Origin of the sequence: Rugamonas rivuli, from assembly GCF_009380165.1 — a bacterium.
Lineage (GTDB): Bacteria > Pseudomonadota > Gammaproteobacteria > Burkholderiales > Burkholderiaceae_D > Rugamonas > Rugamonas rivuli.
Window position 1 is genome coordinate 640,549 of sequence record NZ_WHUF01000003.1, and the last position, 20,980, is coordinate 661,528.

General features: G+C 63.7%; 22 protein-coding genes. 11 read left to right on the forward strand and 11 right to left on the reverse strand.

Going from position 1 to position 20,980, the window contains the following annotated elements:
- Positions 1 to 30 precede the first annotated feature (30 nt).
- Entirely contained in the window at positions 31 to 1,506 is a 1,476-nt protein-coding gene (locus tag GEV01_RS13215) for an aminotransferase-like domain-containing protein (protein WP_152804950.1), read from the forward strand.
- A complete protein-coding gene (locus tag GEV01_RS13220; RefSeq protein WP_152804952.1) occupies positions 1,488 to 2,168 on the forward strand; it encodes a TetR/AcrR family transcriptional regulator in 681 nt (226 codons plus the stop codon). The genes GEV01_RS13215 and GEV01_RS13220 overlap by 19 nt, the downstream gene beginning before the upstream one ends.
- Here GEV01_RS13220 and GEV01_RS13225 read toward each other — a convergent pair.
- A complete protein-coding gene (locus GEV01_RS13225) occupies positions 2,131 to 3,012 on the reverse strand; it encodes a choice-of-anchor A family protein (RefSeq protein WP_235914349.1) in 882 nt (293 codons plus the stop codon). The two genes, GEV01_RS13220 and GEV01_RS13225, sit on opposite strands and share 38 nt — an antisense overlap.
- Before the next feature lie 238 nt (positions 3,013 to 3,250).
- Between GEV01_RS13225 and GEV01_RS13230 the strand changes: the two genes are divergently transcribed.
- From GEV01_RS13230 to GEV01_RS13255, 6 genes are all read left to right on the forward strand, one after another.
- A complete protein-coding gene (locus tag GEV01_RS13230; protein ID WP_152804956.1) occupies positions 3,251 to 3,823 on the forward strand; it encodes a GNAT family N-acetyltransferase in 573 nt (190 codons plus the stop codon).
- Between the two features lie 129 nt (positions 3,824 to 3,952).
- On the forward strand, positions 3,953 to 4,219 hold the full coding sequence (locus GEV01_RS13235; protein ID WP_152804958.1) for a hypothetical protein: 267 nt from the start codon (positions 3,953 to 3,955) through the stop codon (positions 4,217 to 4,219).
- Entirely contained in the window at positions 4,216 to 5,145 is a 930-nt protein-coding gene (locus tag GEV01_RS13240; RefSeq protein WP_152804960.1) for a sensor histidine kinase, read from the forward strand. Before GEV01_RS13235 ends, GEV01_RS13240 begins: the two co-directional genes overlap by 4 nt.
- Positions 5,142 to 5,927 (forward strand): LytR/AlgR family response regulator transcription factor, encoded by a 786-nt coding sequence (locus GEV01_RS13245; RefSeq protein WP_152804962.1) that lies wholly within the window; start codon positions 5,142 to 5,144, stop codon positions 5,925 to 5,927. The genes GEV01_RS13240 and GEV01_RS13245 overlap by 4 nt, the downstream gene beginning before the upstream one ends.
- 119 nt (positions 5,928 to 6,046) lie before the next feature.
- On the forward strand, positions 6,047 to 6,472 hold the full coding sequence (locus tag GEV01_RS13250) for a VOC family protein (RefSeq protein ID WP_152804964.1): 426 nt from the start codon (positions 6,047 to 6,049) through the stop codon (positions 6,470 to 6,472).
- A 10-nt stretch (positions 6,473 to 6,482) separates the two neighbouring features.
- Entirely contained in the window at positions 6,483 to 6,869 is a 387-nt protein-coding gene (locus tag GEV01_RS13255; RefSeq protein WP_152804966.1) for a VOC family protein, read from the forward strand.
- Positions 6,870 to 6,873: 4 nt separating this feature from the next.
- Here GEV01_RS13255 and GEV01_RS13260 read toward each other — a convergent pair whose 3' ends face one another.
- The 7 genes from GEV01_RS13260 to xapA all read right to left on the reverse strand — a co-directional run bounded on the left by GEV01_RS13260 (position 6,874) and on the right by xapA (position 15,374).
- Complete coding sequence (locus GEV01_RS13260) at positions 6,874 to 8,094, reverse strand: nucleoside deaminase (RefSeq protein WP_152804968.1); 1,221 nt, start codon at positions 8,092 to 8,094, stop codon at positions 6,874 to 6,876.
- A gap of 2 nt (positions 8,095 to 8,096) precedes the next feature.
- Entirely contained in the window at positions 8,097 to 8,504 is a 408-nt protein-coding gene (locus GEV01_RS13265) for a cytidine deaminase (protein WP_008445538.1), read from the reverse strand.
- 15 nt (positions 8,505 to 8,519) lie between these two features.
- Positions 8,520 to 9,842 (reverse strand): thymidine phosphorylase, encoded by a 1,323-nt coding sequence (deoA, locus tag GEV01_RS13270; protein ID WP_152804970.1) that lies wholly within the window; start codon positions 9,840 to 9,842, stop codon positions 8,520 to 8,522.
- Positions 9,843 to 9,924: 82 nt separating this feature from the next.
- Entirely contained in the window at positions 9,925 to 12,309 is a 2,385-nt protein-coding gene (locus GEV01_RS13275) for an aldehyde dehydrogenase family protein (RefSeq protein ID WP_408014829.1), read from the reverse strand.
- Between the two features lie 16 nt (positions 12,310 to 12,325).
- On the reverse strand, positions 12,326 to 13,288 hold the full coding sequence (gene deoC / locus GEV01_RS13280) for a deoxyribose-phosphate aldolase (RefSeq protein ID WP_152804972.1): 963 nt from the start codon (positions 13,286 to 13,288) through the stop codon (positions 12,326 to 12,328).
- Entirely contained in the window at positions 13,285 to 14,478 is a 1,194-nt protein-coding gene (locus GEV01_RS13285) for a phosphopentomutase (RefSeq protein ID WP_152804974.1), read from the reverse strand. Before GEV01_RS13285 ends, deoC begins: the two co-directional genes overlap by 4 nt.
- Before the next feature lie 56 nt (positions 14,479 to 14,534).
- The gene (gene xapA, locus GEV01_RS13290; protein WP_152804975.1) at positions 14,535 to 15,374 is read right to left on the reverse strand and encodes a xanthosine phosphorylase; all 840 of its coding nucleotides are present in this window, start codon (positions 15,372 to 15,374) and stop codon (positions 14,535 to 14,537) included.
- A 211-nt stretch (positions 15,375 to 15,585) separates the two neighbouring features.
- On the opposite strand from xapA, the gene GEV01_RS13295 reads away from it, so the two are divergent.
- Genes GEV01_RS13295 through GEV01_RS13305 form a run of 3 tightly spaced genes read left to right on the forward strand, consistent with a single transcriptional unit; the run spans position 15,586 to position 18,588 of the window.
- Positions 15,586 to 16,728, forward strand: coding sequence for a carbohydrate kinase (locus GEV01_RS13295; protein ID WP_328595511.1), 1,143 nt, complete (start codon positions 15,586 to 15,588; stop codon positions 16,726 to 16,728).
- An 11-nt stretch (positions 16,729 to 16,739) separates the two neighbouring features.
- A complete protein-coding gene (locus GEV01_RS13300) occupies positions 16,740 to 17,651 on the forward strand; it encodes a pseudouridine-5'-phosphate glycosidase (RefSeq protein WP_152804979.1) in 912 nt (303 codons plus the stop codon).
- A 28-nt stretch (positions 17,652 to 17,679) separates the two neighbouring features.
- Complete coding sequence (locus tag GEV01_RS13305) at positions 17,680 to 18,588, forward strand: LysR family transcriptional regulator (protein ID WP_008445529.1); 909 nt, start codon at positions 17,680 to 17,682, stop codon at positions 18,586 to 18,588.
- Here the strand turns inward: GEV01_RS13305 and pcp are convergent.
- Genes pcp through GEV01_RS13320 form a run of 3 tightly spaced genes read right to left on the reverse strand, consistent with a single transcriptional unit; the run spans position 18,585 to position 20,955 of the window.
- Positions 18,585 to 19,235, reverse strand: coding sequence for a pyroglutamyl-peptidase I (gene pcp / locus GEV01_RS13310; RefSeq protein ID WP_152804981.1), 651 nt, complete (start codon positions 19,233 to 19,235; stop codon positions 18,585 to 18,587). The genes GEV01_RS13305 and pcp overlap by 4 nt on opposite strands.
- Positions 19,236 to 19,294: 59 nt before the next feature.
- On the reverse strand, positions 19,295 to 20,251 hold the full coding sequence (locus GEV01_RS13315; protein ID WP_152804983.1) for a DUF979 domain-containing protein: 957 nt from the start codon (positions 20,249 to 20,251) through the stop codon (positions 19,295 to 19,297).
- Positions 20,248 to 20,955, reverse strand: coding sequence for a DUF969 domain-containing protein (locus tag GEV01_RS13320; RefSeq protein ID WP_328595512.1), 708 nt, complete (start codon positions 20,953 to 20,955; stop codon positions 20,248 to 20,250). Before GEV01_RS13320 ends, GEV01_RS13315 begins: the two co-directional genes overlap by 4 nt.
- Positions 20,956 to 20,980 lie beyond the last annotated feature (25 nt).

Consider the following 20,980-nt stretch of genomic DNA (forward strand, 5'->3'; position numbering starts at 1 on the left):
TTTTGATTTCAGCAGTCATTGGAGTCAAGGATGGAAGCAGCGAATTCTGTGATCGATCAAGCGGACTGCGCGCCCGATGCCGGCGGCTGGCCGGTGCTCGCCATAGAGCGCAGCAGAAAAGGCAGCCTGGTCGACCAGATCGTCTCGGCCATCAGTGGTATGGTCGGCCGCAGGGAGTTGCGCGTGGGAACGAAAATGCCGTCGGTGCGGCAATTCGCGAAGTGTAATGGCATCAGCACCTTTACAGTTGTCGAATCCTATGACCGCCTGGTGACATTGGGACTGTTGTCCTCGCGCCGCGGTTCCGGCTATTTCGTGGCCCGCCAGGACGTTCCCGCAACACTGCTGCCGTCGATGCTGCAGGTGACGCCGACCGCCATCGACGCCCTCACCCCCGACCTGTATTCCGGCACCTCGGACGCGCTGGCCGTGGGCGCCGGCTGGCTGCCGCCCGAGTGGTACGGCGAGGACACCATCCTCGACGCCGTGCGCCACGCGATGCGCATCCCGGCCAACCGCCTGCGCGGCTACGGCCACCCGCTCGGCTTCCCCTCGCTGCGCCAGCAGTTGTCGGCCACGCTGAGCGATGAGCTGTTCCCGGTCGAACCGGAACAGGTGCTGCTGACCCACGGCGCCACCCACGCCTTCGACCTGATCCTGCGCACGCTGACCAAGCCGGGCGACACCGTCTTCGTCGAAGATCCCGGCTACAGCAATCTGCTGTCGCTGATACGCCATCACGGCTGCGTGGCGGTCGGCATACCGCGTGGCGAGAGCGGCCTCGATTTCGACGCGCTGGCGCGGCAGGCCGCGCTCACCCAGCCTAAGCTCATGTTCGTCAACACGGTGCTGCAAAACCCGCTGGGCACTTCGCTCAGCGTGGCGCAGGCGCACCGCCTGCTGGGCGTGGCCGAGCAGTTCGACTTCTGGCTGGTGGAGGACGACATCTACCGCGAACTGGCGCCGCGCGGCGAGGCATCGCTGGCGGCGATGGACGGGCTGCGGCGCGTGATCCGCGTCGGCAGTTTTTCCAAGACCTTGTCGCCGGTGCTGAGGGTGGGTTCGATCTGCGCCTCGGCCTCGCTGATCCCCGAGCTGCTGCGCGTGAAGATGCTGGCCGGGCTGACCACCTCCGAGATCAACGAGCGCGCCGTCTACCACGCCATCACGGCGCGGCCCTACAAGCGCATGGTGGAGAAGCTGATCGCGCAGCTGGAGGCCGGCCGCGAACGCGCCATCGACAGCCTGCGCAGCGCCGGCATGGAGCCGCTGGCCAAGCCACGCGGCGGCATGTTCGTCAGCGCCGGCTGGAGCACCGCGCCCAGCGCCGAATGGAACGGCAAGATCATCGCCGACCTGGCGCTCAAGTCCGGCATCCTGCTGTCGCCGTGCGATTTCTTCATGCTGCGCGCGCCGGAATCGATCTGGTTCCGCTTCAACGTGGCCTACACCGACCATCCTCAACTCCTGACCTTCCTGAGACTCACATGCCGACAGCAAAACTGAATGCAGAGCCAGCGCCGAAGATCAAACGGCGTGTTCTCAACCGCGACAAACTGGAAGCGGACATCGCCGCCGAAGCGGTGCGGGTGTTCGCCGAATGCGGCTATGAAGGCACGTCCATCGCCACCGTGGCGGAGAACGCCGGGCTGTCGAAGCAGAACCTGATGTACTACTTCCCCACCAAGCAGGCGCTGTATCAGCGCGTGCTGGACGAGGTGCTGGACGAATGGCTGGAACGGATGGAGAACCTGGCTGCAGAGGACCAGGATCCGCGCGACGTGCTGCGCACCTACATCCAGGCCAAGCTGCGGTTCTCTCGCGAGCAGCCGTGGGCGTCACGCGTGTATGCGATGGAAGTGATCAGCGGCGCGCAGCTGTACGGCGCGCAGATACAGAGCCGCGTGGTGCCGCTGCTGCGCAAGGATATCGAGGTGTTCGAGAAGTGGATCAGCGCCGGCAAGGTGGCGCCGATCAATGCGACGCATCTGCTGTTTGCGATCTGGGCGATGACGCAGTCCTATGCGGACTTCTCAGCCCAGATGGCGCTGGTGTTGAACCGCAAACAGCTGACTAAAAAAGACTTCGACGATGCCGAGCAGGTCATCGTCGATATGGTGCTGTCGGCGATCAGCGTGCGGCAGCCTGCTTGCGGCGACGCGCCATAAAGCCCACCAGGCCCAGGCCGGCCAGCATCATGGCGTAGGTTTCCGGTTCCGGCACCGGAGTCGAGAAGCCCTTCACATCGACCGCCTTGAAGAAGTGGTCGGCATTGATCTGCACCGACGAGCTCCACGAATTGACGATCACGTTGCCGTCGATGACGCCGCTGCCGCCGTTGACGCTGGCCAGAGGCGCCAGGATGTTGCCGGTGACGCCGGTGTGAATGCCCAGATCGGTCGCCTGGTAGAAGTTGAACAGCACGTTGTAATTCTCAAAGCCCTGGTAGCCGCCGTTGAAGCTGCCCTTGTCGCCGCTGATGTTCATGATCAGGGTCGAGCCGGCGGTCAGGTTGCTGAAGTTGAAGTAGGTGACTTTCGACAGCGTCTTGGCGTCGAGGTCGAACACTTCCACGCCGGTCGTGCTCTTGGTGCCGGCGATGTTCAGGCCGCCCCACTGTTCGGTCGCGGTGCCGGTGGTGCTCAGCTTGGACAGCGAGGACGAGGTGGCGGTCAGCTTGCCGGCCAGGGAGCTCATGTTGACAGGCGCGGTGCCGGTCTGGATCTTCGAGTACACGTCGACCTGCTTGGTCACGTTGGACGTGCGGCCGACGAAGGTGTCGCCGTTCTTGATCGAGCCGCTGGTGAATTTCAGGTCGCGGCCGACGATCAGCGAATAGTGGCCGAAGGCGTCGACGTTGTTGGCGTTGACGGAATAGCTGCTCAGTTGCACGTCGCGGCCGGCCATGATGGCGCCTTCGACGTCGGCGCTAGGCGCCTTGAAGTCGGTGAAGGAAAACACATTGGCGCCGTGCAGACCCAGATCCAGCACGGCAGCCTGCGCGCTACCCAAGGAAGCAATTGCAAAAACGACAGCGGAAACAGCGGTTTTGACTACAGCGACCATGAATAATTCCTTGATAGCAATTTAAATTACTTCAAGGATATCATGTTTTGTTGCCCGGTGAAACCATTTTAAGTTTTTTTTGCGGCGGTGCAGCATCATTCTGAAGCGTCAAACATACTAAAAAAACCACGCCGCAATGAAAGTCCGCTAAGCTGGCAAATCGTCCATCCACGCCAGAACCAGCATGCCCAGCTTCGAACCATTCCAGTTGCAAACCGCCCGCATGACCCTGCGCTTCGTCGACAGCGGCGATGCCGACGCGCTGTTCCGCCTGTTTTCCGATCCCGTCGCGCTGCGCTACTGGAGCAGCGCCCCGTGGCTGCACGCCGCCCAGGCCGCCGACAATATCGAGCAAACCCTCAAGGGCTACCAGGACGGCAGCGCGCTGCGGCTGGCGATGGTGCTGCCGGACGGCGAGCTGATAGGCACCGTCACGCTGTACGCCTTCGACCGCCGCAACCACCGCTGCGAGATCGGCTACATGCTGGCGCAGCCGCACTGGGGCAAACGCTACATGCAGGAAGCGCTGGCGGCGCTGATCGCCCACGGCTTCGGCCCGCTGGAACTGCACCGCATCGAAGCCGATATCCATCCCGACAACATTGCTTCCGGCCGCATCCTGGAAGGTCTGCATTTCCAGCGCGAAGGCTTGCTGCGCGAGCGCTGGTTTGTCGGCGGCGAGATCTCGGACAGCCTGATCTACGGCCTGCTGCGCAGCGACTGGATCGCGGCAACAGGCATTACACCGGAGCACTGATTTGAGCGCCGCTTATCCGTCGGAACAACCGGCCATCCCGTCCAAACCGCAGTTGATCGGAATCCAGTACGGCGTATGGGAAGGCTTTGATACAGTGATTCCATCGCAACGATTTTGATGGAGACGCAAATGAGCAAACTGAACAGCCAGGCCGTGATGGATCTGATGGAAGAAATCTTCCGCGCCTTCGCCCAGACGGTGCGCTACGGCGTGCGGCTGGTGCAGCGCATGTCGCCGCCCGCCCTGCTGGGCGCCGCGCTGATCCTGGCCTTCATCCTCACCATCCTGCCGCTGGCGATGGTGCTGTTCGCCTTCTTCCTGGTGCTGAAGATCGCCGTCGGCGCCTGCGTGGTCGGCGGCCGCCGCCAGCGTCGCCGCCAGGAGCACCAGCAATGAAAAAGCGCGGGCTGGCCAAGGCCGGCTACGACAACGCCAAAAGCCTGCTCGACATCATCCGCGAGATAGGCGAAACCGCCACCAGCATGTGGTGGCGGTTCTTCGACTGGCTGGCCCAGGTCGAATGGCGCAAGCTGATGATGGTGTGGCTGCTGTTGCTGCTGTTCGGCCTGACGCCGTTCGGCCTGCCCAAGCAGACCGTCGCCTTCATCTTGCTGTCCTTGAGTTTGAAGGTGCTGGCCGGCGGCAAGCGCAAGGCCGAGCTGGAAGCGCACCACGCCACCAGCCACGCCGACGAGGAAGGCATGGAGCGGCGCGTGATCGAGGCGCGCATGGCGGCCTTGCAGGCGCAGGTCGAACCGCACTTCCTGTTCAACACACTGGCGCTGATCGGCCAGTTGATCGAGACCGATCCGCCGCAAGCCGCGCGCATCCACCAGAATCTGATCGACTACCTGCGCGCCACGCTGCCGCAGATGCGGGCCAAGGGCAGCGGCACGCTGGGCCGGCAGATCGACATGTCGCGCGCCTACCTGGCCATCATGCAGGCGCGCATGGGCTCGCGGCTGGCGGTGTCGGTCGACGTGCAGCCGGAAATGCTGAGCGCCACCTTCCCCGTGATGATGCTGCAGATCCTGATCGAGAACGCCATCAAGCACGGCCTGGAGCCGAAGATAGAAGGCGGCCGCATCGACATCCGCGCCAGCGTCGACGGCGCCATGCTGCAAGTGGACGTGCTGGACGACGGCATCGGTTTCAATCTTCACGCAGGCGACGGCATCGGCCTGGCCAATGTGCGGGAACGCCTGCGCATCCTGTACGGCAACCGCGCGCAGCTGGTGATCGAAGCGCCGCTGACCGGCGGCACCCGCGCCAGCATCCGCATCCCGTATGCACCGGATATTTTTGCGGGGAGTTCGAAATGAATATCGTCACACCAAACGGACAACGCCGCGCCACCGCCCTGATCGCGGACGACGAGGAACCGATGCGCCGCCAACTGCGCGCACGGCTGCTGGAAGCCTGGCCGGGACTGGAGATCGTCGCCGAGGCGGCCAACGGCATCGAGGCCGTAGCGCTGGCCGGCCAGTACCAGCCGGACATCGTGTTCCTCGACATCCGCATGCCCGGCCTGTCCGGCATCGAAGCGGCGCGCATGCTGTTCAACCGCTGCCACCTGGTGTTCGTGACGGCCTACGACCAGTATGCAATCGAAGCCTTCGAACAAGGCGCGCTGGATTACCTGCTCAAGCCTGCCGGCGGTGAGCGCCTGAAGACCACCTGCGCGCGGCTGCAAACGCTGATCGGCCAGCAGCCGTCCAACATCGAACGACAGCTGAGCCAACTGCTGTCAAGCCAGAGCAAACCGTCCGCCAAGCCTGACTATCTGCGCTGGATACAGGCCGTGGTCGGCAACAACCTGCGCATGATCAGCACGCGCGAAGTGCTGTTCTTCCGCGCCGATGAAAAGTACACACGCGTACAGACCGCGCAGGCGGAAGTGTTGATACGCAAAACGCTGAAGGAGCTGGCCGACGAACTGGACCCGGACGAATTCTGGCGCATCCACCGCTCGACGCTGGTGCGGGTCGATGCCATCGAAGAAGTCACGCGCGACTTGCGCGGACGGCAGATGGTCAAGATCCGCAACTTCGACGAGCAACTGGAAGTCAGCCGAGGCAATACCCACTTGTTCCAGCAAATGTAATCCCCGTCTGATCGTTATCAATATATACTCCCTTTTCCCATCCGCCCGCACCAGTTCGGCGAACGGATGGGGTCAGAAATCGATCGAATCTGTTCCATTACACGACAGGGGAGAAAACGATGTCCAGCATACCCAAACAAACCCGTTGCAACGTCATACCATGCATGCGCTATCGCGACGCACCGGCCGCCATCGACTGGCTGTGCACCACGTTCGGCTTTGAAGCGACGCTGGTGGTGCCCAACGAAGACGGCAGCATCGCCCACGCGCAGCTCAGCTTCGGCAACAGCATGATCATGCTCGGATCGGTGTTCGACACCGAGTTCGGACGCCTGATGAAGCAGCCCTCCGAGATCGGCCAGTTCAACACGCAGAGTTCCTACCTGGTGGTCAACGACGCCGACAAGGTGTACGCCCGCGTGAAAGAGGCTCGCGGCGAGATCCTGCTCGACATCAAAGACGAGGATTACGGTGGACGGGGCTTCACCTGCCGCGACCCCGAGGGGCACATCTGGAGCATCGGCACTTACGATCCTGCGGATTGAGGGGGCGACCATGGGACGTCCGGTACATTTTGAAATCCAGGCCAGCCAGCCGCAGGTGCTGATCGATTTTTACAGCGCGCTGTTCGGCTGGAGTTTCAACAAGTGGGAAGGCGGCGAATACTGGCTGATCGACACGGGTAATGCGGAGCAGCGCGGCATCAACGGCGGCCTGCTGCCGCGCCAGGGTCCGGTGCCCGCAGCGATGCAGAGCGTGAACGCCTTTGTCTGCACGGTAGACGTCGAAAATCTCGACGATACGCTGAAGCAGGTGGCATCCTTGAAGGCGGACGTAGTGGTACCGAAAATGCCCATCCCCGGCATCGGCTGGCTAGCCTACGCCAAAGACCTGGACGGCAACCTGTTCGGTATGATGCAAGCTGACGACAAGGCAGCCTAGCAGCTCAGGCCAGCGCGGCGATCAGGTCGTGGTCTGCTACCTGCGTGGGGCGGATGCGGATGATGTTGCGGTACAGCGGAGGCATGGCGGCGCACATCGCTGCCAGTTCGTCTTCCGGCATTCCCGGTAGCACGTACTGGAATTGCGTAGGATTCTTCAGCGGCAGCGGGCCTTCCATCGTCGAGCCGTAAGCGCCCAGGTTCATGAAGCTGATCGCGCCGCTGTCCGGTCCTTTCGCAAAGACGAAGGTGCCGTCTTTCGGATGGCCGAGATACTGGCGCACCTCTTCCTGCTGCGCCGGCGTGGCGCCGGCCATCAGCTTGTAGCGCAGCTGCGCGTAGGCGCGCGTGGTTTCCATGAAGGCGCTGCGGATGCCCGACTGCGACATCCGGCCCGGCATGCACAGCAGCAGATTGCCGAACGAATCCAGCAAAGCCACCGCATCCCCTGCCCCGCCATGTTCGCGGTCACGCGCCATCGCCTGCTGCAGGAACGGCGCAAGACCGGTATCCGGCTGCTGCGGCGTGCAGCGGTAGGCCAGCGCGTCCGGATACAGCTGTTTGAGCGCGTGGACGATGGCGTGATCAGGCGCCAGCGTCATCGGGCATTTCAATTGATGCTGCGGCAGATCGGTGTTGAACAGCTCCATCACCTCGCCGGAGGTGGCCTCGAACACCAATGAACACAAGGCCTGCGTCGGTTCGGAGATGGTTTTTCCGATGAAGAAGGACTTCGGCGCCGCTCCCGAACTGGCGCGCGTGTACAGCGAAGAACCAAGGATGGCCGGATAGCTGAATGCCGCTTCGGCTTGCGGCCGCAGTGCCGGCGGCAGCGCGCTGAAGGTGGCGCTGGCGTCGTAGTTGATGCCAGCGCTTTTGTCCGGCGCCGCCACCACCACGTTAAAACCACCGGCCAGGATCGCACCGCTGCACATGCAGCAGGGATCGAGCGAGGTGACGATGGTGACGTCCTCCGGCGCAGGCAGCTCGCGGCCCTTGGCGCGTTCGGCGTAGTACCAGTCGATCAACTGGCGCTCGCCGTGCGCGGTCGGGTCGAAGATCAGCCCCTGCTTGATGACGTTGTTATGCAGCGACTGCAGCACGTTGCCGTGCTGGTCGAGCATCAAGCCGCCGACACCGAAGGTGCCCTGCGTCTTGGCGGCAATCGCCTCCGACGCCGCAATCGCGACGGCGGCCTGCACATCGATGGTCTTCTTGAAAGCCAAGCTTACTTCTTCTTCAAGTCAGCGCCGCCGAAGGCGTTCGGCAGTTGTTCGGCCGCGGTGGTTTCGTAGATGTCGCCTTTGAGGTTAGTCAGCAGCACCGGCAGCTCGTTGCCGCCCAACTCCAGGATCACCTGGCGGCATGCGCCGCATGGTGCGATGGGGCCGTCGGTTTCGCCGATGACGACCAGCTGGTCGAAATCGCCCTGCTTGTAGCCATGGGCGAAAGCGCTGAAGAAGGCGGTACGCTCGGCGCAGTTGCACAAACCGTAGGAAGCGTTTTCCACGTTACAGCCGTGGAAGACCTTGCCGTCGTTGGTCAGCAGCGCAGCGCCGACCTTGAAGTTGGAGTACGGCGTGTAAGCCTTCAGGCGCGCGGCTGCGGCTTCGGCGATCAGTTCTTGTTTGTTCATTGCCTGCTCTCGAAATTAAGGACGGATCGTGCGGTAGATGACCGGGTTCGCGGCCGGTGCGGCGGCGGCGATCTGGTACGCCGCCTGGATTTCGCGGATCGCCTGATCCGCTGCTTCCTGCGTGCGCGCGTGGACCATCGCCAGCGGCTGGCCGGCTTCGATCTTGTCGCCCAGGCCAACCAGATCGGTCAAGCCCACAGCGAAGTCGATCGGATCCGCAGCGCGGCGACGGCCGCCGCCCAGCGACACCACGGCCAGGCCAATCTCGCGGCAGTTGGCAGCGGCAGCGTAGCCGGAAACCAGCGCAGGCGCCGGCACGATGATAGGCGAACGTTCCAGGTACTTGTCCGGATTTTCCATCAGGTCGGCCGGGCCGCCCAGTGCGACCACCATGCGCGAGAAACGCTCGGCGGCTTCGCCGCTGTCCAACGACGCTTGCAGCTTGGCGCGTGCTTCTTCTTCGGTCGCGGCCAGTTTGCCCAGCACCAGCATCTCGGCGCACAGCGCCATCGTCACTTCGTGCAGACGCGCAGGACGCGATTTGCCGCTCAGGTAGTCCATCGCACCGCGTACTTCCAGCGCGTTACCGGCGTACGGCGCCAGCGATTCGTTCATGTCGGTCAGGATGGCCGAGGTCATCATGCCGGCACCGTTGCCGACTTTGACGATACTGTCCGCCAGCTCCACCGATTTTTCGTAGGTCGGCATGAAGGCGCCGCTGCCCGTTTTAACGTCCATCACCAGCGCGTCCAGGCCGGCCGACAGCTTCTTCGACAGGATGGAGCCGGTAATCATGGCGACCGATTCCACGGTCGCGGTCACGTCGCGCACGCCGTAGAAGATCTTGTCCGACGGCGCCAGCGAAGAGGTCTGGCCGATGATGGCGACGCCGACTTCCTTCACCACTTTGCGGAACAGTTCATTGGTCGGCACGGTGGTGTAGCCGGGGATGGAATCGAACTTGTCCAGCGTGCCGCCGGTGTGGCCCAGGCCACGGCCGGAGATCATCGGCACGAAGCCGCCGCAGGCTGCAACCATAGGGCCGAGCAGCAGCGATACCACGTCGCCGACGCCGCCGGTGGAGTGCTTGTCGACCACCGGGCCTGGCAGGTCCAGCGAGCGCCAGTCCAGCACTTCGCCGGAGTCGCGCATCGCCAGCGTGAAGGCCACGCGTTCGTCCATGGTCATGTCGTTGAAGTAGACCGCCATCGCCAGCGCGGCGATCTGGCCTTCGGTGACGCGGTTCGAGGTGATGCCGCCGACGAAGAACTGGATCTCTTCAGCGGTCAGGACGCCGCCATCGCGCTTCTTGCGAATGATCTCTTGAGGTAAAAACATGGAATTCTCCACTTGAATGTGTAGGGTATTGAAAGCACAAAGGCGGGTCCGCAGACCCGCCCTGCCGTACCGAAGCTCTTACTTAAACGCCGTATGGAATCCAGACGTTTTTAACTTGCGATGCGTGTGCCAGTACTGCGCGGCCGCCCGATTGCGCGGTGCTGTACCAGTCGCGGCCTTTCGCGCCGCCGACCCAGGTACGCTTGAGCGAAGTCGCCGACAGGCGCTCCACTTCCGCACAGCCTTCAGCCGAACCGTCATGACGCCATACCGCATCGATGTCCGAGTGCGTCGCCAGCGTGCGCGCCAGTTCATCGGCCGAACCGGTGATGATGTTGACCACGCCGTCCGGCAGGTCCGACGTATCGAACACCTGATACAGATCGGTCGCCGACAGCGGATGCGCTTCCGACGGCACCACCACCACGCGGTTGCCCAGCGCGATAGCCGGCGCCACCAGCGAGATGAAGCCCAGCAGCGGCGCTTCATTCGGGCAGACGATGCCGATCACGCCGACCGGCTCGTTCAACGCCACGGTGATGCCGTGCATAGGCGGCTGGTGCGCCAGGCCGTCGTACTTGTCGGCCCATGCCGCGTAGTAGAACAGGCGTTCGATCGAAGCCTGCACTTCTTTTTCCGCGTTCTTCGAACCGGTCATGGCGGCGATGCGGGCTGCGAATTCCTCGCCGCGTGCGGCCAGGTTTTCAGCGATGTAGTACAGAACCTGTGCGCGGTTGTGCGACGTGGCTTTCGCCCAGCCGCCAGCCTTGTGCGCTGCTTCCACTGCGTTGCGGATGTCCTTGCGATTGCCTTCGCCGACTTCGGCGATGAAGGAACCGTCGGCGCCGTGGATGGCGCGGCTGTAGGCGCCGTCAGGGCGTGCCTGCTTGCCGCCGATGTACAGCTTGGCGGTGCGGTCGATGGCGAAAGCGCCACCGGCTGCCGGTGCTGCCGCCTTGGCTTTGGCCTTGGCTTCCACCACTGGCGATGCAGGACGCGCATCTTCCGATTTCGCGGTCAGGTATTCGTACATGCCTTCGCGGCCGCCTTCACGGCCAAAGCCGGATTCGCGGTAACCGCCGAAGCCGCAAGCGGCGTCGAACTGGTTGGCGGTGTTAATCCACACCACGCCGGCCTTGATCTGCGGCGCGACGTCCAGCGCCAGCGAGATGTTCTCGGTCCACACGCAAGCGGCCAGGCCGTAGACGGTGTTGTTCGCCAGTTGCACGGCTTCCGGCGGAGTGCGGAAGCTCATCGCCACCAGCACCGGGCCAAAGATTTCGGCTTGCGCCACGGCGGCGGAAGTCGATGCACCGGTGATCAGCGTTGGAGGGAACCACGAGCCGTTGGCCGGGATCTCGCACTTAGGCTGATACACCTCGCAACCTTCGGCGCGAGCCGAGTCCACCAGACCGGCGATGCGCTGCTGCTGCACCGGATCGACCAGGGCGCCGATGTCCATCGACTTGTCCAACGGCGAGCCGAGGGTCAGCTTGTCCATGCGGGCGCGCAGCTTGGCCAGGAATTTATCCTGTACCGATTCCTGCACCAGCAGGCGCGAACCTGCGCAGCATACCTGGCCCTGATTGAACCAGATCGAATCGACCAGGCCTTCAACGGCGGCATCCAGGTCTGCATCGTCGAACACGATGAATGGCGACTTGCCGCCCAGTTCCAGCGACAGCTTCTTGCCGCTGCCTGCGGTGGCAACGCGGATCAAGCGACCCACTTCGGTCGAACCGGTGAAGGCCAGCTTGTCGATGCCTGGATGGTTGACGATGGCTTCGCCCACGCGGCCATCGCCGGTGACGATGTTGACCACACCGGCAGGCATGCCGGCTTGTACGCAAATCTCGGCGAACAGCATCGCGGTCAGCGACGTGAATTCAGCCGGTTTGAAGACGATGGTGTTACCAGCGGCCATGGCCGGTGCGATTTTCCACGACAGCATCAGCAGCGGGAAATTCCACGGCACGATCTGGCCAACGACACCGACGGCGCGGTAGTCCGCGAATTCCTCGGCTTGCAGTTGCGCCCAACCGGCGTGGTAGTAGAAGTGACGCGCCACCAGCGGCAGGTCGACGTCGCGGGTTTCGCGGATGGTCTTGCCGTTGTCCAGCGTTTCCAGCACGGCGAACAGGCGCGCGTGCTTCTGCATCAGGCGGGCCAGCGAGTACATGACTTTTGCGCGGCCATGGCCGCCCAGTGCCTGCCAGCCCGGCTGCGCTGCACGCGCTGCTGCCACGGCGCGATCGACGTCGCTGCCGGTGGCCTGGGTCAGGTCGGCCAGTTTGGCGGCATCGGCCGGATTGGTCGAGGCGAACAACTCGCCCGGCTCGCTCCACTGGTTGTCGATGAACAGGCCGAAGGTGCGGCCGTGCTGCTCCAGCCACGCTTGCGCTTCTTTCGTGCTTTCCGGTGCTGGGCCGTATTCCATGGTGTTCAGGATCTCTTTGATGGTTGGCATAACGTGTCCGTATTCTTTATGGTTGCGCGTGGCGATGTGCGGCGGAGTAGTTGCCGGTCACATAGTGCTCAAGCTGGCGTTCGATGTCGGTCAGCAGGCTGGATGCGCCGATGCGGAACAGGTGTGGCTCCAGCCACTCATTGCCCAGTTCTTCCTTCATCAGCGACAGGTACTGCAGCGCGGCCTTGGCCGTGCCTACGCCACCCGCAGGCTTGTAGCCGATCTTGAAGCCGGTCTGCTCGTGGTAATCGCGAATCGCGCGCACCATCGTCAGCGATACCGGGATCGTCGCGTTGACCGGCTCTTTGCCGGTGGAGGTCTTGATGAAGTCCGCACCGGCCATCATGCAGACCCACGAAGCCTTGGCCACGTTTTCCAGCGTGACCAGTTCACCGGTCGCCAGAATCGCCTTGACGTGCGCTTCGCCGCAAGCCTTGCGGTAAGCCAGCATCTCGTCGTACAGCGCTTGCCAGTTGCCCGTCAAAACGTGCTGGCGGGTGATGACGATATCGATCTCGGTCGCGCCTGCGGCCACCGACAATTCGATCTCGCGCACCTTGGTTTCCATGCTGGTCAGGCCAGCCGGGAAGCCGGTCGACACGGCGGCGATAGGCAGGCGGCCTTGCAGCACCTGCACCGCCGGCTTGATCATCTCGTGGTACACGCAGACGGCACCGGTGGTCAGCTTGTAGTCCTGCAGGCCCAGTGCCTCGACCAGGTCCGAACGCAGCGGACGCATGGCCTTCATGCACAGGCGCTCGACGCGGCCCGGCGTGTCGTCGCCGGACAGCGTGGTCAGGTCGATCAGGCCGATGGCCTTGACCAGCCAGGCGGCCTGGTATTCCTTCTTCACCGTGCGGCGGTTCGCCAGACTGGCGGCGCGGCGGTCGGCTGCGCTCTTGTTGATGTGGATGTGATTGATCCAGCCCAGGTCCAGCGGGACCGCTTCGTTGCGTTTGAAGTCGGTAATGATGGTCATAACAGGTTGCTTCCGTGGGAAAGTGGTTTGACGCCGAGGTGATGGGCCAGGGTCTGGCCGATGTCGGAGAAGGTTTCGGAGATCGGCAGCTGCTGCGCCTTCACGCCCGGACCGAAGAAGATCATCGGGATGTGTTCACGGGTGTGGTCGGAGCCAGGCCAGGTTGGATCGCAGCCATGGTCGGCGGTGATCACGACCAGGTCGCCCTCTTTCAGCTTGGCGATAAACTCCGGCAGGCGGGCATCCATCTCGTGCAGCGCGTTCGAGTAGCCGGTAACGTCGCGGCGGTGGCCGAAGGCCTGGTCGAAGTCGACGAAGTTCACGAAGGTCAGCGACTTGTCGCCGGCTTCTTCTTCCACCTTCATCAGCGCGTCGAACAGCGCCATGTTGTCCTTGCCCTTGACCAGGCGCGATACGCCCTGGGTCGCGAAGATGTCGCTGATCTTGCCGAGGGCGATGACTTCGCCGCCGTCGTTCTTCACGTGGTCCAGCAGCGTAGGCGCCGGCGGTGCGACCGCGTAATCGTGACGGTTGGTGGTGCGGGTGTAGTTGCCGTTGGCGCCCACGAACGGACGCGCGATCACGCGGCCGATGTTGTATGGCTCGACCAGCTTGAAGGCGATCTCGCAGATTTCATACAGGCGCTCCAGGCCGAACGATTCTTCGTGCGCAGCGATTTGCAGCACCGAGTCGGCGGAGGTGTAGATGATAGGCTTGCCGCTGGCGACATGCTCGTCGCCGTGCTTGTTGATGATCTCCGTGCCCGATGCGTGGCAGTCGCCCAGGAAGCCCGGCACGCCGGCCAGTGCCTGCAGCTTGGCGGTCAGCTCGGCCGGGAACGACGGCACCGTTTTCGGGAAGTAGCCCCAGTCGAATTCCACCGGCACGCCGGCGATTTCCCAGTGGCCGGACTGCGTGTCCTTGCCGGTCGAACGCTCGCGCGCCGCGCCGTAGGCGGCAGTGAAGCCGTCGCGCTGTTCAAAGCCGGCAGCCCACTGGCCGCTGGCGGTATGGGCGGCAGCGGCCAGTCCCAGTTTTTCCATGGTCGGCAGCGACATCGGCGTGCCGTTCTTGGCGGCCCACTCGGCGATGTGGCCGAAGGTGTTGGCGCCGACGTCGTTGTACTTCGCGGCATCGGGCGTCGCGCCCAGACCAAACGAATCGAGCAAGAGGATAAATGCGCGTTTCATAATTTCGAACTCCTATAAAGCAGAAGGGGCGGACATTTGGCCGCCCCTCGGGAATCTTACGCTTGCGGCGTTTTGGCTACGTTAGCCAGGAAGCCCAGGATCACTTCGATCAGCGACGTCGCTGCAACAGCCGCGTATTTCAGGGTCTGCTCGTGCGACAGCGGGAACGGCGACAGGCCTTCCGCCAGGTTGGTGATGGCCGACACGCCAACCACTTTCAGGCCGCAGTGACGCGCCGACACCACTTCCGGCACGACCGACATGCCGACCATGTCTGCGCCCAGCGTCTTGAAGGCGCGGATTTCGGCAGGGGTTTCGAAGTTAGGACCGGCGTAGGCGATGTAGACGCCGTCGTGCAGGGTGACGTTTTTCTCTTTGGCCGAAGTGTGCAGCAGCGCGCGCAGGTCGGCGTCGTAGGCGTTGGCCATGCTGAAGAAGCGCGGGCCGAAGCGTTCGTCGTTCGGGCCCATCATCGGGGTGCCCGGCAGGTAGTTGATATGGTCGGTCAGCGCCACCAGCGAGCCGGCGTCGACTTCGGTGCGCAGCGAACCTGCGGCGTTGGTCACGAACAGCATCTCGCAACCGAGCAGCTTCATGGTGCGCACGGCGCTGGTCATCACGCCCAGGCCGTAGCCTTCGTAGACGTGGCCGCGGCCCTTCATGCACACCACCGATACGCCCGACAGGGTGCCGATCACCAGTTCGCCGGCGTGGCCGTGCACGGTGCTGATCGGGAAGCCTGGCAGTTCGTTGAAGCTGATCGTGACCGCGTCGGTCATTTGTTCCGCCAGCACGCCCAGGCCGGAACCCAGAATCATTGCGATACGCGGCTTGAAGCCTGCAGGGATACGGGCGCGAATGATGTCAGCTGCCTGGAATGGGGAATTATTAGACATGGTTATCCTCTGTTTTTCTGTTGTGGCTGGGGAAGCTGACACTATGCATCATCCTCTATATGTATGGCAAATACCATTTTTCTTCAGCATTTATACAAAACTCGTATAAATCGGCGGTATTATAAATCAAGGCAAACTTAGCTGCCGTGCGTGATTGACTTGATTTGAACAAATGTTTACCATGATGGACAAATGTTTTAGCGAGTACCCCGTGACCGACTCCTCCAAGAAGGACCAGCTCTACCAGCTGATCCGCGCCAACCCCTTTATCTCCCAGCAGGATCTGGCGGTGGAACTGCGCCTGTCGCGCTCCGCCGTGGCCGGCCACATCGCCGGCCTGATACGCGAACGTCGGCTGCTGGGCCGCGCCTACGTGCTGCCGGACAAGCGTCCGGTGATGTGCATAGGCGCCGCCAACCTGGACCGCAAGCTGCGCACCATCGCCCCCATGCAGCTGGGCACCTCCAATCCCGCCACCGCCGAGGAAGTCTACGGCGGCGTGGCGCGCAACATCGCCGAGAACCTGTCGCGCCTGAACCTGCCGACCGCGCTGCTGACCGCATTGGGCGACGACGTCGCCGGCCGCAGCCTGCAGGACCACGCGGAACGCGCCGGCATCGACACGCGCGGCAGCCTGAAACTGCCGGAAACGCCCACCGGCACCTACACCGCCATCCTCGACGACGCCGGCGAACTGGTGGTGGCGCTGGCCGATATGGCGCTGTACGAGCGCCTCACGCCGGAGTTCCTGACCAGCCGCCAGCCGCAGCGCTCCGCCGCCGCGATGACGGTGGTGGACTTGAACCTGCCGGCCGACAGCATCGCCCTGCTGCTCGATAACGCCCGCACCGACAATGTGCCGCTGGTGATCGTGGCGGTGTCGCAGCCGAAGATGGCCCGCCTGCCGGCCGACCTGAAAGGCCTGCGCCTGCTGATATTGAACCGCGGCGAACTGGAAACCCGCGCCGGCCGCGCCCTTCCGACCGAAGCCGACGTGCGTGCCGCCTGCCGCGAAGTGCAGGCCCAGGGCGCGCAGGATGTCATCGTCACCTGCGGCAGCCAGGGCGTGTTCCACACCCGCGACGGCGAGTTGGTATGGCTGGCCGCGCATCAGGTGGACGTGGTCGACGTCACCGGCGCCGGCGACGCCTTCTCGGCCGCCGTCTGCTGGTCGCTGTATCAAGGCAGCCAGGATCTGACGCTGGCCTGCCGCCGTGGCCTGAAGGTGGCCGCGATGACGCTCGAATCCCAGGAGACGGTGTCGCCGATGCTGGCCGCCGATGTCCTCGACGAGATCCACGACTTCGACCTGTCGGCGGAATACAACCCGCCGCTCTTCCCCAACAAGGCATAAGGAATCACACCATGCACCAATACCTCCTCTTTTCGCCCGAAGTAGCGGCCGCCCGCGCCGCCGGCAAAGCCATCGTCGCGCTGGAATCGACCATCATCTCGCACGGCATGCCGTATCCGCAGAACGTGCAGATGGCGCGTGAAGTCGAACAGATCATCCGCGACGGCGGCGCCGTGCCGGCCACCATCGCCATCATCGGCGGCAAGATCTGCATCGGCCTGTCGGAAGAACAGCTGGAACTGCTGGGCACCTCGCCCGACGCCATGAAGGTCAGCCGCCGCGACCTGCCCTACGTGCTGGCGCAATCGAAGCTGGGCGCGACCACCGTGGCGGCCACCATGATCTGCGCCGAACTGGCCGGCATCTCCGTGTTCGTCACCGGCGGCATCGGCGGCGTGCACCGTGGCGCGGAAACCAGCTTCGATATCTCGGCCGATTTGCAGGAACTGGCGCAGACGTCGGTGGCGGTGGTGTGCGCCGGCGTCAAGTCCATCCTCGACATCGGCCTGACCCTGGAATACCTGGAGACGCATGGCGTGCCGGTGATCAGCGTGGGCCAGCGCGGCTTCCCCGCTTTCTTCACGCGCGAGAGCGGCTTCAACGCCGACTTCCAGCTCGACACGGCGGCTGAGCAAGCAGCCTTCGTCCACACCAAGTGGCAGTTGGGCCTCAAGGGCGGCGTGGTGGTCAGCAATCCGGTGCCGGCCGATGAAGCGATGCCGAAGGCGGAGATCGACGCCATCACCGCGCAGGCCTTGCAGGAAGCCGATGCACAAGGCGTCACCGGCAAGAACGTCACGCCCTTCCTGCTGTCCCGCATCAAGCAGCTGACCGACGGCCGCAGCCTGGCGACCAACATCGCACTGGTGAAGAACAACGCCCGTTGCGGCGCCGCCCTTGCGGTGGCCATGCTGGCACACTGACTTCGAACCACATCGCTCAAAGAACGCCATGTCCATCGATCTGAAACAACTAAAGTACTTCCTCGCCGTCGCAGAAGAAAAGAGTTTCAGCCGCGCCGCCGAGCGCCTGCACATTTCGCAGCCGCCTTTGAGCCAGCAGATCATGAAGCTGGAGAGTGAACTGGGCGTCAAGCTGTTCGCCCGCACCACCCGCACCTTCGAGCTGACGGTGGCGGGCAAGGCGCTGATGAGCGAAGCGGCCGACCTGCTGGGCAAGATGCGCATGACCATCGACACCATCCGCCAGATCGACCGCGGCGAAGTGGGCCGGCTGCGGGTGGGCATCGTCGGCTCGGCGATGTGGGGACCGATACCGAGCTTGCTGGAAGAGTTCCAGACCAAGTTCCCGCGCGTGAGCTGGACCCTGCACGAACTGGGTCCGACGCTGCAGTACGACGCGCTGCGCGCCAAGCAGATCGACGTGGGCTTCTGGCGCGAGCCCAAGCTGGACGAGGATGACCTGAAAAACGACAACCTGCGCCAGGAACTGTGCTTCCGCGAGGACGTGTGCGTGGCCATCAACGAGCACCACCCGCTGGCCAAGGAAGAAGCGATCGAGCTGACCGACATCGCCGACGAGCCGATGCTGACGCTGGCCTTGGACAAGTCGTCCTTCCCACGCTATCTGATTCAATGCTGTGTGAAGGCCGGCTTCCAGCCGACGATCTTCCAGGAAGCGTCCGAGCCGCAGACGCTGCTGGCGATGGTGGGTGCGGGGCTGGGTGTGGCGCTGCTGCCGGAAACCACCAGCCGCATCGGCTGGCCGGGCGTCGTGTTCCTGCCGATTCGTACCAATCCGCCGTCGGCGAATCTGTACATCACCTACACCACGCTGGACGACGCGCCGGTGGTGCGGGCTTTCCTGAATATCCTCAACCCGGTAAAGCCCGGAGTTTAGTGCGTGACCCCGCCCGCTTCGCGCATGTCCACATCGTGGGCCAGCGTGGTGCGGATGGCGATGCGCAGGCCTTCGACCATGTCCTCCAGCTTCATGCTGGCCGAACCCGGATGCGCGGCCGCCTGCTGCGGCAGGTACGGTATGTGTATGAAACCGGCGCGCATGGTCGTGCCCCATTCGTGCGCCTGATGCATCAGGCTATAGAACACGTGATTGCACACATAAGTCCCCGCCGTCTGCGACACCGAAGACGGCAGCCCCGCTTCGCGCAGCGCATGCACGATGGCCTTGATCGGCAGCGTGGCGAAGTAAGCCGCCGGGCCGCTGGTGACGATAGGCTGGTCGACGATCTGGCGCTTCTGGTTGTCGGCGATGGGCGCGTCGTCGATGTTGATGGCGATGCGTTCCACCGACAGATCGACACGGCCGCCCGCCTGCCCGACCGCGATCACGATGCTGGGCTGGAGCTCCTCCACCGCCTGGTGCATCACCTTGCTGGCCTGGCCGAACACGCACGGCAGCTGGCGAGCATGGACCACGAAGTCGCCTTCGTGCCAGCCCTGAAGGGTGCGCACCGCTTCCCACGAGGGGTTGATGGTCTCCTTGTTAAACGGTTCGAACCCCGTCAACAATATTATCTTTTTCATCTACTGGACTCCGATTGCTGCGCTGTTTGTGCGCTACTCTACTCCAAGTCACATGCAGGTCACATGTTCATTAGAAAATAAAGAAGTGCTATATTAGCAAGCAATAGCGGTAATGCGGTGCCCACTTGGATCTTCACGACGGCATTCTTGTCGGGCAGCTCCAGCAGCGCGGCGGGCACGATGTTGAAGTTCGCGGCCATGGGCGTCATCAGCGTGCCGCAGTAGGCGCTGAACATGCCGATCGCCGCCATCACCGCCGGATTGGCGTGATAAACGCCGACCAGCACCGGGATGCCGACCCCGCCCGCGATCACCGGGAAGGCCGCGAAGCCGTTGCCCATGATGATGGTGAACAGCGCCATGCCGATGCAGTACACCGCCACCGCCACCAGCCGCACGTCCAGGTTGATGTAGGACGTGACCACGTGCGCCACCGCCTTGCCCATGCCGGCCTCGGTGAACAGCAGGCCAAGCACCGCCAGCATGTGCGGCAGCACCACCGCCCAGCCCAGGTGGTCGATCAGGCGGCGCGACTCGCGCATCGCCTGCAGCGGCGTGGAGCGCGTCAGCCAGCAGGCGGTGGCCACCGCGAACAGCGAGCCGCAACCCAGGCTGACCAGCGTGGCGTTCTTCGGATCGAGCAGCAGCAGGCCGCCCAGGTGCACGTCCTTGAACAGGGTCGAACCAATCACCGTCGTGATGGGGATGATCAGCGCCGGTATCAGCAGGCGATGGCCGAGCCGCTGCGCGCTGCTCTTGCGCTCTTCCTGCGTGCGGTCGCCGTGGCGGCCCAGCGCCACGCCGCCGAAGCCGGCGATCAGCGCCATCACCACCATCAGCACGCCCGCCGCCACCGGGGACAATTGATCGCCGGCCAGGTAGATCAGCGCGTACAAGGCCCAGAACAAGCCGCTGGTCCAGCGCTTGGGATTGTGCCGGTCGGCCAGCGACATGCAGGCGACCAGCAGCAGCATCGCGCCCAGCACATAAAAGAAGTATTCGAGCTTGAGTATCATGCCGGTTCCTTCACCGCCAGCATGGCGCGGGCGATCTGCGCGTCCAGCCGGTGCAGGCGCCAGGAGTGGATCAGGAAGGCCGTCACCGCTGTCGGTATGCCCCACAGCGCCATGTGCAGCGGATCGACTTCCAGCCCCTCGGCGCGCAGGATGGTCTGCATCAGCAGGATGGCGCCGAAGGCCACGAACACGTCCTCGCCGAAGAACAGGCCGACGTTGTCGGTGGCGGCGGACATGGCGCGGATGCGGTGGCGCAGTTCGTCGGTCAGCGCCGGGTAGCGCACTTCGGCCGCGCCCTCCGCCATCGGCGCGATCAGCGGACGCACCATGTTCGGATGGCCGCCGATGCTGGTCAGGCCGAAGGCGGCGCTGATCTCGCGGATCGCCAGGTAGACGATCAACAGGCGGCCGGTGGTGGCGGACTTGATGCGGGCGATAGACGCCTGCGCATGCTCCTTCAGGCCGAAGCGCTCCAGCAGGCCGATGGCCGCCAGCGGCAGCAGCAGGATCAGCGGCAGGCTGCGGGTCTTGAGGAAGGCCGCGCCCAGGGTGGCCAGCAGCTTCTCGACCGGCATGGCGGCGGCGATGCCGGTGACGGCGCAGGCGGCGATCACCACCAGCACCGGATGCGCGCGCAGGGCAAAGCCAAGTATGATGACGGCCACGCCTAGCAGCGGCCATAGATTAACGACGGTATGCTGCACAAAATGCTCCTGATGGAAAAATCCC